Origin of the sequence: Desulfurella sp. (genome assembly GCF_023256235.1) — a bacterium.
GTDB lineage: Bacteria > Campylobacterota_A > Desulfurellia > Desulfurellales > Desulfurellaceae > Desulfurella.
The window spans coordinates 1-11,887 of sequence record NZ_JAGDWY010000089.1 but is presented as its reverse complement, the minus strand read 5'-3'; the positions used below and the strand labels follow the sequence as shown (position 1 = coordinate 11,887).

General features: G+C 31.9%; 12 protein-coding genes. 7 read left to right on the top strand and 5 right to left on the bottom strand.

Annotation, left to right across the window (positions count from 1 at the left end; translation table 11 throughout):
• The first annotated feature begins 186 nt into the window (after window positions 1-186).
• Window positions 187-507, top strand: coding sequence for a hypothetical protein (locus tag Q0C22_RS09470; protein ID WP_291494134.1), 321 nt, complete (start codon window positions 187-189; stop codon window positions 505-507).
• Between the two features lie 88 nt (window positions 508-595).
• On the opposite strand, the gene Q0C22_RS09465 is transcribed toward Q0C22_RS09470, so the two are convergent.
• The 5 genes from Q0C22_RS09465 to acs form a co-directional block, all read right to left on the bottom strand.
• Complete coding sequence (locus tag Q0C22_RS09465; protein WP_291494132.1) at window positions 596-1,150, bottom strand: hypothetical protein; 555 nt, start codon at window positions 1,148-1,150, stop codon at window positions 596-598.
• A 257-nt stretch (window positions 1,151-1,407) separates the two neighbouring features.
• Window positions 1,408-1,869: a tetratricopeptide repeat protein gene (locus tag Q0C22_RS09460; RefSeq protein WP_291494130.1), complete on the bottom strand. Its 462-nt coding sequence runs from the start codon at window positions 1,867-1,869 to the stop codon at window positions 1,408-1,410.
• 8 nt (window positions 1,870-1,877) lie between these two features.
• The gene (locus Q0C22_RS09455; protein WP_291494128.1) at window positions 1,878-3,704 is read right to left on the bottom strand and encodes an EAL domain-containing protein; all 1,827 of its coding nucleotides are present in this window, start codon (window positions 3,702-3,704) and stop codon (window positions 1,878-1,880) included.
• Window positions 3,705-3,765: 61 nt separating this feature from the next.
• Entirely contained in the window at window positions 3,766-5,364 is a 1,599-nt protein-coding gene (locus Q0C22_RS09450; RefSeq protein ID WP_291494126.1) for an alkaline phosphatase, read from the bottom strand.
• 132 nt (window positions 5,365-5,496) lie between these two features.
• Window positions 5,497-7,470: an acetate--CoA ligase gene (gene acs, locus Q0C22_RS09445; RefSeq protein ID WP_291494124.1), complete on the bottom strand. Its 1,974-nt coding sequence runs from the start codon at window positions 7,468-7,470 to the stop codon at window positions 5,497-5,499.
• 247 nt (window positions 7,471-7,717) lie between these two features.
• Here acs and Q0C22_RS09440 point away from each other — a divergent pair, with 247 nt between their 5' ends.
• The 6 genes from Q0C22_RS09440 to Q0C22_RS09415 all read left to right on the top strand — a co-directional run.
• Window positions 7,718-7,909 (top strand): hypothetical protein, encoded by a 192-nt coding sequence (locus Q0C22_RS09440; RefSeq protein WP_291494122.1) that lies wholly within the window; start codon window positions 7,718-7,720, stop codon window positions 7,907-7,909.
• 257 nt (window positions 7,910-8,166) lie between these two features.
• Entirely contained in the window at window positions 8,167-8,625 is a 459-nt protein-coding gene (locus Q0C22_RS09435; RefSeq protein WP_291494121.1) for a hypothetical protein, read from the top strand.
• A 144-nt stretch (window positions 8,626-8,769) separates the two neighbouring features.
• A complete protein-coding gene (locus tag Q0C22_RS09430) occupies window positions 8,770-8,931 on the top strand; it encodes a hypothetical protein (protein WP_291494120.1) in 162 nt (53 codons plus the stop codon).
• Between the two features lie 259 nt (window positions 8,932-9,190).
• Window positions 9,191-9,757, top strand: a complete 567-nt coding sequence (locus tag Q0C22_RS09425) for a TetR/AcrR family transcriptional regulator (RefSeq protein WP_291494119.1) — start codon at window positions 9,191-9,193, stop codon at window positions 9,755-9,757.
• A gap of 58 nt (window positions 9,758-9,815) precedes the next feature.
• On the top strand, window positions 9,816-10,499 hold the full coding sequence (locus Q0C22_RS09420; protein ID WP_291494118.1) for a FadR/GntR family transcriptional regulator: 684 nt from the start codon (window positions 9,816-9,818) through the stop codon (window positions 10,497-10,499).
• A 151-nt stretch (window positions 10,500-10,650) separates the two neighbouring features.
• A partial coding sequence (locus Q0C22_RS09415) for an MFS transporter (protein ID WP_291494116.1) occupies window positions 10,651-11,887 on the top strand: 1,237 nt, incomplete at its 3' end.

Below are 11,887 nucleotides of genomic sequence, written 5' to 3'. Positions count from 1 at the left end.
TGAATTCTTGAGAAATTCTGCTGATAATTATCAAAGTAGCAGTTTAAGAAAATCTCATAAATTTGATGTTGTAGATAAATTTAGTTTATGTAGCTTTTGGTAAATTTTAATGGATTGATTATAATAGATGAAAATTAATTAGAATAAATGTTATACGGGATCTAAAATTAAAAAGGAGGTATAAAAATGGATAAATGGGTTTTGCAGATAATGAATCCAGAAAATTGGGAACATGTGCTTACAATGATTGAAAATAGCATAGACAGACAAGATATAAAGGTTGTAGCTTTGGGCCCTGCAGTAGTGCCTTTATTTGCACAGGGTAGTTTGAGATTGTCGATAGAAAAGTTTATTGGCAAGGGATTAAAACTTGAAATTTGTTCTGTAAGTATAAAAAAGGCTGGTTTAGAAAAAGCTCAGCCACCTGAAGGTGCTATCTTAAAGCCTGGGTTAATAGCAATATCAGATGATGTAAAAGATGGATATCTTTATTTTGCTATAGGCTAATCGGCTTAAAAGCATACTTTAATGTTACACTTAATATATAGCATTTAACAAGATTGAGAACCAAAAATAAGTAATTGTATAATTTTTGTTATGCTAATTTTTGCTTGGTTACTGGTTTGCGAGACAATTTTAATGCTAATATAAACAATGGTATTGCCCACAAAGCTGAAAATAAATAAATCTTTTCTAAAGGCAATATATTCTGGAGCGGTCCCAAACCAAAGGAACCAATTCCTTCACCAACCATTAGTGCAGCTACCATAAGACCTGCAACTTTTGTTTGTTGTTGAGGATAATTAATCAGTCCATAAGACATAGAAAACGGATAATATATACTACAAGCTGCGCCTGCAAATACAAAAGCTAAAACTAAAGCAAGCGCGCTATTTAATGCAGGCAATATTAAAAAACATAAACCTATAGAAATAGCACTTGCAAAATAGAAATATTTATGAGGAACAAGTTTTTCGGGTACTAAAGCTATTGTAAATCTGAATACAGTCATTGAAGCCCAAAATAAAGATAGAGATAGTATACCATAATAAGCTTGCTGACCTTTGTTTATACTTACATAAACATTTGCCCAGGTTGGATGAAAATACATTGGTTTTGGCGCTTTGCCTTTTTGTATTATTGTGATCATGAAACCTCCTAATTTTATAATTTATCCTTTTACCATTAAAACCTACTAAAAATTGCGTAAATTTAGAATTCTTTGTCTGCAAAATGAACTAAGTTAATTTATGAGATTTTCTTAATTTGCAGATCAAAGAAGCCTATTATAAAGTAAAAGTCAAAAAAACTTACTATAATGAACAAATATAGTAGAATTTTTCAGAAATTCAAGGAAGCTGATTTAGTAATAAATAAAGTGTTTCTTACTTTCTTGCATTGATTTTTTTAATTTATATATAATATTTTATGCATTCTTTTTTTAACAGCAAGCTCGCCTATTGTAGTAAGCAATTCACTTGATTTATCTAAAAAAGCTTTAGACATATCTAAATTGCCTTTTGCTTGGTAATACAAAGCTAAGTATTTATAACCCAAAGCTATCCAGTGTGCATCTTTAAGATTTAATGCAATATGTAAACCCTTTTTTATCTTTTCTTTTGCTTTTTCAAAGTCACCAATAACCCTGTAGGCATTACCAAGGTTTAGATAGTCGATTGCCAAATTACTTTTTAAATCATATTTTTTATCAATTTCTATTGCCAATTTAAAAAATTTAATAGCTGTTTTAGCTTTACCTTTATAATAGTAAATTTGACCGATGCTATTGTATAAAGCCCCTTTTTCTTTTTCTGTTGCCGTTTTTAAAACTTCTTTGTGATAAGCTAAGATCTCGTTTATTGTTTTCATTTTGCACCTCATTTGGCTTGTTTAAAGTTAAAAGCGTGAGATTTTTTAAATTCATAGAAATCAAATAAATTAATACTTGGTTCAAGCAATGTTGCTACACTAAATGCGCTTAGAGATTTGGCCTGTTTTTTTAAAAGAGCAAGCAATTTGGAAATTTTTTCTTCATCTAGGTTGCCACTTTGTTTTGCAATGTGTAAAATAGCAAAGCTTACACTTACAAAACCAAAATTTTTAACAATTCCATCCCTGTCTTTTGCTCTGATATAGCCTTGATCAATAATTTCTTTTGGATAGAACACCTTGCTGCCATATTTAAAATCATCTTGTGCTTTTATGCATTTTTCAAAAACCTCTTCAAAACTAATTTTTGATAAATCACAACCTACAAAAAAATCATCGCCCCCAATGTGACCTACAAAATAATGTTTTTGAGAAAAGGTTTTTTGTAAAATATCTGATAAGAATAAAATAATTCTATCTCCCTGTCTGAAACCAAACGTATCATTGTAAACTTTAAATTTATCTATATCAAAATAAATAAAAGCTGCCTCATTGGGTTTGTTTATAACTTCTTGTATATAATCTTTTATAGGATTGTTGCCAGGTAGTTTTGTAAGCGGATTTTGGTTTGAAACGCGTACTAAATTATACTTATGGACAATATTTATTATAGTTGCAGCATCAAGACAACCTAAGTATTTTTCATTTTGTACTACTAAAACTGGCGGTATTTCTTTTGTATTAACAGATTCTGTTTGTACAAAACTTTCAATTATATCTTCTATTTTGCTTGTAGCGCATACGATTGGAGCTTTTGTAATAACCGCAGATAGGGGTTTATTGTATGTTTTATTTGTTAACAAATCTTTTCCATAGGGTGAATAAGCGTAATTTTTAAGATCTTTTTCTGTTATAACACCAATAGGTCGCATTTTATTGTCAACTACAGGCAGTAAATTTACGGAAGCGTCTTTAAATCTGTATAAACAATTTATTATGCTTTCATTAATGTTTATGGGTTCTATTGATTTTAAATTTTCTAAAATTAGATCTGTGTCTGTTTGCGATCTTGTGCTTTTTATCTCATTTATATGCTCATAAACAGATTTTAATGAAAACAGATCAATCTGCGGTTTTTCTATAAAATAGCCTTGGGCAAAATTAAAATCCATTTCTTTACATTCTTTTAGTTCACCAAGTGTTTCTATACCCTCTGCTATGGTTTTTATGCCAAGTTTTGAGCACAAACTTATAATATGCTCTACAAATAATCTTTTTTTATGATTTTTATTTATATCGCTTATAAAAAATCTGTCAATTTTTACATAATCTGGTTCAAAGTTATAAATATACTCTAAACCAGAAAACTTTATGCCAAAATCGTCGATCGATATGCTAAAGCCCTGTTTTTTATAATTATTTAAAAGATTGATTAAATATTCAGAACATTCAAGATAATGTTTCTCAGAAACCTCAAAACATATATTTGATGGTGATATATTAAGCTCATCCAAGAATTCTATTGTTTTTCCAAATTCATAATCTCTTGAAGTTAATGTTCTATTGTCAAGATTATAAAAAAGCAAAGTATCATTTTGAAAAATATCACTGTTTTTGATTTTTTGTATAGCTTTTTTTCTTAAATTAATATCCAGCGTAAACAAGCTATCGTTTGCATATGCATAGTTAAATACTGAATCAATATTTTCAAAACCGCTTTCTAAAAAGTTTCTCAATAGTGCTTCAAAACCTATGGATTTACCTGTATGAATATTTACTATTGGCTGGTATGCATGTGTTAGACTATCAAGCATTTTATTTATTATCTCCTTCATATTTTGCTCCTTGGCTTTAAGCCAAAGTAATTACAAAAACTATATTTACCAAATCCAATCTTTAAGTTACATGCAATTGAAAACTTTTAGCTAATTTTTCATATGTGTAGTCTTTGTAATAGGCTTGCATAATAGCTTTTGCTTCTTTTTTTGTCATAGTCGGATTTTTGCAGGGTTTTATATTTAAAAAAGATGCCATGGCTTTAAATAAGTCAGTGTTTTCAATCCTTTTTGAAGCAATTAGCTCCCTTGAGCGGAATCCGTAAGATAAAATTACTTGGTCTTCACCTGTGTGTGTTGTTGAAACAAAATACACATTACCCCTGCGCAAATTTGCTTTCCCTTTTTGATCACCATCTTTTGATAATGGGTATGCACATTTTGCAAGCACAGCACCAAGCGCGCATGAATCATAGGCTCTATACAGATAATTTCCAGTAATTCCTGTAAAATCTGGGCTTCGTGAGTCAATTATTAATTGAGCTTCGGACGGTTCAATTTTAAAGCCAGTGTAGTATTCTACAATGTCCTGGACTTCTTTTGAGCCTTTATTTTCAATTTTTTTTGTAATATAGGGTATGCTTGCTTTTACTTGTTTATATTTTAAAAAGGCTTCTGTTGAGTCATTATAATCTGCGCCAGTACCGAATACATTAAACCCTCCAGTGCCATGGTCGCTTGTAACAATAACAAGCGTTTTTGGGTTAGTTTTTAAATACTCATCTACCACTTCTAAAACCTGGTCAAGCTCTGCTGTTTCCATTAACGCGCCCATGCAATCATTTGCATGATTTGCATGGTCAATTCTACCAGCTTCAATTTGCAGCACAAAGCCTTTTTTTGCCGTTTGCAGTTTTTTTAGGGCAATTGCACTCATTAAAGCAAGAGAAGGTTGACTTTCAAGATTTTTATCATTTAACCTATCAATGTAATAGTCAATATGAGATTTTGCAAATAAACCAAGTATTGGCTTGTTGTAATCGATTTGTTTTAGCTGCTCCTTATCTGTGTATACAGCATAACCTTCTTTTTTAAAATCTGACAATGTATCTTTTTTTAGTTTAGGATTTGCTTCTTTACTAAAATACTTTAACCCACCACCCATAAGCACGGCAGGTTTTAACATTAAAGCTTCAAGGGCAATATTTGCTTCATCATCTCTGTCTTTATTATGAGAATACCATGCAGCAGGCGTTGCGTGTGTAACGCGTGTTGTTGTTACAAAACCCACATCATAGCCATTTTCTTTTGCAAGTTCCGCTATTGTTTTAAGAATTTTATCATTTGGCAATACACTTAAAAAATGATTTACTGTTTTTGTGCCAGTTGCCCATGCAGCACTTGCAGGTGCTGAGTCTGTTACAATACTGCTTAGAGATTCTGTGCCCATATATGCGATTGTTGCGTCATTGCTTTGAAACTTACTATAAAAAGTTGTTGTTTTGCCAATGCTATTTCTTAGGCTCTGCAGGGCTGTAAGCGTAGAAATGGGCATTCCATCGCCAACTATAAATATTATACCTGGTGTATCTGTTTTTTCAAATGTAATTGGCTGTCCTATCTGATCAATCTGACTTGAATAAACTTTTGGGTTAATTAAAAGTGTGGCAAGCGTTGCCCCAAATATTTCAATTGCTTTTCTGCGAGTCAATTCAGCCATATTTTCCTCCTTCTTTTATTTGTTGAAAGTGTATAATTTAAAGTGTAAATAAATCTTCAAGAATATGAAAAAAATTTGTAAAGATTTGATTGAGTAAATATCTGGCTAGCAAAATAGCCAGCCAGATATATCTTAATCGTTTCTTTCTTTGAGAGCTTTTTTGAGTTTTTCTATTACTTTTGTGTCTTCCAAAGTTGAAATATCTTGTGTTATGGGTTTATCTGTTGCAAGGGCTTTTAAAAGCCTTCTAACGATTTTTCCAGATCTTGTTTTTGGCATCTGGTCAACAAACACAATTTCTGATGGCTTGGCAATTGGTCCAATTTGTCTGCCTACATGATCCCTAATGTCTCGGACAAGTTCATCATGATGTGTCAAATCTACGCCTTCTTTTAGAACTACATATGCAAAAATCGCTTCGCCTGTGACATCATCTGGTACACCAACAACAGCAGCTTCAGCAATGGCTGGATAGCTTGTAAGTGCATTTTCAATTTCAGCGCACCCTATTCTATGAGCCGAAACATTTACAACATCATCAATTCTGCCTTCCATCCAGAAATAACCATCTTCATCTTTGTATGCAATATCTCCTGTTAAGTAATATTTACCGTCAAATGCGCTCCAGTAAGTTTTTTTGTATAATTCGTCATTTTGCCAGAGTGTTCTGACCATTGATGGCCATGGTTTTGTAAATACTAAATTACCTGTTTTGTATGGTTCAGTTATTATATTGCCTTCATCGTCAACAATTTCCGGGAACGCACCAGGTACGGGAATACCTACAGAACCAGGTTTTTGTGGTACTATTGGCAAAGATGAGAGCATGTGGCCTGCTGTTTCCGTTTGGCCATATGCATCTATTATAGGACATTTTTCTTGACCTACATTTTTGTAATACCACAACCAGGCAGCAGAATTTAGCCTTTCTCCGCCTGTTGTTAAAAGTCTTAAAGAAGATAAATTGTATTTTTTAGGGTAATCTTCACCATATTTCATAAGTGCCCTGATGGCAGTTGGTGCTGTGTATAGGACATTTACACTATATTTTTCGATTAAGCGCCACCATTGGCCTGGATCTGGATAAGTAGGAATGCCTTCGTAAATTAATGTTGTTGAGCCCACCGATAATGGCCCATACAATGTATATGAATGTCCAGAAATCCAACCTAAATCGGCTGTACTCCAGAATGTATCTTCGTCTTTTAAGTCAAATACCCATTTAGCTGTTAGAATTCTCCATATTAAATAACCTGCAGTTGTATGTAAAACGCCTTTTGGCTTTCCAGTTGATCCTGAAGTGTAAAGCAAAAAAAACGGATCTTCAGAGTCCATAACTTCGGGTTCGCAATAGTTTTTAGCATAATCCGGGTCACTCATGAGGTCATTCCACCAGAAATCCCTGAGCGTTTTCATAAAAACATCTCTGCCTATGTGTTTTACAACGACCACATATTTTATGTTTTTTAAATCTTTAATCGCTTCATCTACGCTGTCTTTTAGCGGTATGGCTCTACCACCTCTTCTTCCGCCATCTGCTGTTATTATTACATTCGCGTTTGCATCAATTATGCGCTCTTTTAGTGCAGCTGGCGAAAACCCGCCAAAAACTACACTGTGTATAGCTCCAATTCTAGCACATGCAAGCATGGCAATGGGAAGCTCAACTATCATTGGCATATAAAGAACAACCCTATCGCCTTTTTTAACACCTAAAGTTTTTAAAACATTTGCAAATTTATTAACCTGATAATAGAGTTCTCTGTATGTTATTGTTTTGCTTTCGCCTATTTCACTTTCCCATATTATAGCGGCTCTGTTTTTTTTCCATGTAGAAAGGTGCTTATCTATGCAATTATAGCTAATATTTAACTTTCCACCTACAAAAAATTTATAAAATGGAGCATTTGAATCATCAAATACTTTTTTGAAAGGCTCAAACCATGTAATTTCATTTTTTCCAAAATAATCCCAAAAGCCTTCCCAATCGTTTTTGGCCCATTGGATGTATTCTTCATAAAGCTTCGGATTTAAGTTAGCTTTTTGAAGAAACTCTTCTGATGTTTTGATTAATAAATCGTCACCTTTTGAAGTCTGACCGTTCATTCTATCCCCCCTTTGTATAATTTTATATTTCTCTTTTAAAATAATATAAGAATTTATTTTTAGTGTCAAGAAATTTTTTTAAAAAAATTTAAAATAAAAGTTAATAATTAAGTTTAAAAAAAATAGTTAACCATATATTATATATTTATGATTAAAAAAATTAATTTAAGTTGAAATTATAATAAAAAAAAATAATTTCACCTGAATTAAATTTCAATTCATTTAAGTAATAAATTATGAGGCTCATATGAAAACCTTAAAATATTTTGCAAGGCAGAAAGAGAGAATTAGTGTAGAAACTTTGATTAAAGAAACGGGCGATTCCAATTTCAAAGAACAAAGGCGTTTTATTGGGTCAAATTTTGATTTGATTATTTGGAGCACAAAAAGCTTAACAATGTTTGACGGCGAAAGTTCTACAAGCAAAGCAGATACTTAAAATTATTGCCAAGCCATTGGACTTGGCTTGTTTTTATGCTATTAATTTATTTCTACTACATTTGATACGACAATTGATATGCTGATTTATTATATGGGGAAAATAATGTATTTAGACTTAACTCAGATTGTTTTAAAAAATACAATATTATTTTAAATAATAGCGGTTTTGAAATTAAAGACCAAGTTAGCAGAATTGCGAATAGTTCTAACATTTAAAAGGTTTTATGGAGAAATCCCTCATTAAAACATGATCTATTGATAAAGCAAGAAAAATTATCAGATTATGAAGAATATATTGAAAAGGAATTTTGGTATGTTGCAAGAGAAATAGTAAATTTGGCATGGTTAAATGAAAAACTTGTGCTTATTGAGCCATTGGTGGACTTTAGGGTTGGTAAGTTTGTGCAGTTAAATATTGCAAAAAAGTACTTTAAAATAGCAGATTACGAATTTAGATACAAAGCAAAATCAAAAGTCTTTAACAATGAAATTGTAATTAAAAGTTTAACCATGCCACCAATAGATAAAGACAATTACAAAGTTTTGTATACAACAAAAACAAGAGAAAATGAGCTTAGCGAAAGTGAGCCGTGGTTTATACAAGACTACATTGAAGCTTTGTATGATGTAACTACTGTGTTTATTAGAGATAAAATGTTTGTGTTTGAGTTAGAAAGAAGTAACTTTTTAAGCAAAACAGTTGACTATAGATAGCTTTCTGTTGACAAAACTGTTCAACTACACCCTCTAGTCCAAAACCCACCAATTGCCTTTAAAAATTTTTTCAACACTCCAACTTCTCGCCTACAACCTCACGGCAAAACCAAAGTTAGTGCGCAGGATGTTAAAAATGTATCTTTGGCTCAAAGTGAAAGTCAATTTGATTTTAACCATAAAATACCGATTTTTATTGAAAATAGGATAAATGATATTGTTCAAGAAAGTCCCTCATCGGTAGAACTTAATGAAAATTCTAAAAAACCATTATACACGCTCAAGTGTATCAGAAAAACAAGCTAGATAAAGCCATAGAACAATTAAATAGTGTGGATAGAAAGTAATCCATTTAATCCAAATCTACATCACGATATAGCTTTGTTATTTGCTTAAGTGCAAGATTATCAAAAAGCAATTTCTCATATGAACATCTACCTTGCGTTGCTACCAAATGCAAATGATGCTCAATCAGCAAAAGATGAAATGATTAAATGGGAATTTAAGTTAAAAGGCGATTAAAAAACATTTGCCAAGAGGTTAAAAAAAGTTTATAATTAACTATGTGAGAAAGTCAAAACAAGAAAGAAAAAATGAAGTATTTAAAGCTATAGGTCAAATTGCAGCTCAAAAAGGTTTTAATAATGTAACAACAAAAGCGGTAGCTGATATATTGCAAGTTTCGCAACCAGCAATTTATAAATACTTTAAAAATAGAGACGAACTAATATTGTATTTTCTGGATAATATAGGAATCCTTTTGAATAATATTATAAAAACAGTAGAAAAAGAAGATAATTTGTATGAAAGAATTTTTAAGCTTATAAATGAGCATTTTAAAATGGTTGAAAATAACGAAGTGCTTCCTGTAATGGTTTTTTCTGATGAAATCCATATTGGTGATGTTCAAAAAAAAGAAAAATTGCAAAAAATTGTATTTGATTATAGACAAAATATTATTAATTTAATTAATGATTGCCCACAAAATGAGGTTATTGCTGATGTCATTTTGGGTAGTATAATTTTCAACGGGCTTAAATGGCGCTTGAACAATAAATCTTATTCTTTGTCGTCAAGGTCAGAAGAATTGGCTCAAACAATATATAAATTATGTATAACAAAAAAAGAATAAATTAAATAATGGTATGATTTTCAAACCAATTAGGCAAAAAAAGATCTCAGAAGAAATTGTGGATCAAATAGAGCTTTATATAAAAGATGGTATTTTGAAACCGAATGAAAAATTACCTTCAGAGCGTGATTTGGCTAAGATGTTTGAAGTAAGCAGAAGTTCTGTTAGAGAAGCGTTAAATATTTTAGAAGCAAAAGGTTTGATTGAAAGCATTCAGGGTGATGGCACATTTATAAAATCTGTTGGCGAAGATATACTAAAGGGTATTGACAATTTACTTGTGAAAGACCCAAGGTTAACCTGGGAGCTTATGGAAATTAGAAAAACACTTGAAGTTTGGGCAGTTGAGATGGCAGCAAAAAATGCCGATGAAGAGTCAAAAAAATATGTGAGCGAAGCTTATTTAGAATTAGAAAAAATAAGCAATAAATCAAATTCTGGTGAATACGAAGATGCAGAGTTTCATTTGTCTATCATTAGAGCTTCAAAAAACACTGTACTTTACCATATGATGATGTCGATTTTTAACCTGCTAAAGGATACCGTAAAAGTAGGCAGAGAATACGTCACAAAAATAAAAGGCTTATCAAAAAGAGAGTTGCTACTTGAACATAAAGCTGTGTTAGATGCAATTTTACAAAATGATCCTTTTCTTGCAAAACAAAGTATGTCAAAACACCTTTCTTTTATAGACCAAGAATTTAAAAATTACCTTGACAAATTTAGCAAGCAAAACATTTAACGATAATTTATTTCTGTTTTTATTTTAACTTTCGTAAATTATAAGATCAGTATATGAGTTAATAATTTAAAAATTTAGTTGACATTTAATAAAAAAATACTATAATTTTAGATAATGGTCTAATAATCAGACCAATTTTTAGGAGGTGTGTATGGCCGAAGCCGTTGCAAAAAGTGCTATTTCAAAGGTAAAACGGTTTTTAATACCGTACATGTTTTTGTTGTATGTTATTAATTTTTTAGACAGAGTTAATTTAGGTTTTGCCGCTTTAAAAATGAACAAGGATCTTGGATTAAGCTCTGAACAATTCGGTTTTGCTGCTGGTATTTTGTTTATAGGTTATCTGATATTTCAGGTGCCAAGCAATTTAATGTTACACAAAATTGGCGCAAGGGTTTGGATATCATTAATTTTGGTAATTTGGGGTTTTGTTGCTACTTTAACTGGTTTTGCAAATTCACCAACGCATTTGTATATTGCTAGATTTTTATTAGGTCTTGCAGAAGCTGGTTTTTTCCCTGGTGTGATTTTGTATCTAACATACTGGTTCCCACAGCGTGAACTTGCTCAGGCTGTGGCTTTGTTTATGACTGCTTTGGCGTTTTCCAGTGTTATTGGCTCTCCTATATCAGGTATCATATTGGATCATGTCCACTGGGCTGGGCTTGAAAGCTGGAGATGGCTATTTATATTAGAAGGAGCACCAGCTGTTGTATTTGGTATATTAACTTTCTTTATTTTGCCAAACAAACCATCTGAGGCAAAATTTTTAACTCAACAAGAAAGAGATTGGCTGACAAATGAGATAGCTCAAGAGCAAGCAGAAAAAGCCAAACAACAGAAAATGACAGTGGGTGAAGCTATGAAAAATGGACGTGTGTGGTTGCTTGCTTTTATTTATTTTTTTGGACTGATTATGGGATTATATTCAATAAGTTTCTGGTTGCCACAAATCATAAAAGGTTTGTCAAAGTCTTATAGTGCTCAGACAGTTGGGTTTTTAGCTATGATACCATTTTTATTTGCAGCTATAATGATGGTTGTTAATGGCTCATCAGCGGATAAAAAAGCTGAGTGGCGCTATCATACTCAAATTCCTTTGCTCGTAAGTTCTATAGCAATTTTTGCAATGTTATTTATAAAAACACCCGCTCCATCAATAATAGTATTATCAATAGTTACGGCTGGAGCATATGCTGCGTTTGGACCATTTTGGGCATTGCCAAACAAGTTTTTATCAGGGGCAGCAGCTGCAGCTGGAATTGCAGTAATAAATTCTATAGGAAATTTGGGTGGATTTTTTGCACCTTACATAATAGGTTTTATAAAATCTCATACTGGCAATGTTTATTATGGATTAGCAGCTGTAGGCGTGTCTTTGTTGATTT

Excerpts from the sequence above, each read along its gene's own strand:
- Q0C22_RS09455 (WP_291494128.1), bottom strand. The coding sequence starts at position 3,704 with ATGAAGGAGATAATAAATAAAATGCTTGATAGTCTAACACATGCATAC.
- Q0C22_RS09450 (WP_291494126.1), bottom strand. The coding sequence starts at position 5,364 with ATGGCTGAATTGACTCGCAGAAAAGCAATTGAAATATTTGGGGCAACG.
- Q0C22_RS09440 (WP_291494122.1), top strand. The coding sequence starts at position 7,718 with ATGAAAACCTTAAAATATTTTGCAAGGCAGAAAGAGAGAATTAGTGTA.
- acs (WP_291494124.1), bottom strand. The coding sequence starts at position 7,470 with ATGAACGGTCAGACTTCAAAAGGTGACGATTTATTAATCAAAACATCA.
- Q0C22_RS09465 (WP_291494132.1), bottom strand. The coding sequence starts at position 1,150 with ATGATCACAATAATACAAAAAGGCAAAGCGCCAAAACCAATGTATTTT.
- Q0C22_RS09470 (WP_291494134.1), top strand. The coding sequence starts at position 187 with ATGGATAAATGGGTTTTGCAGATAATGAATCCAGAAAATTGGGAACAT.
- Q0C22_RS09460 (WP_291494130.1), bottom strand. The coding sequence starts at position 1,869 with ATGAAAACAATAAACGAGATCTTAGCTTATCACAAAGAAGTTTTAAAA.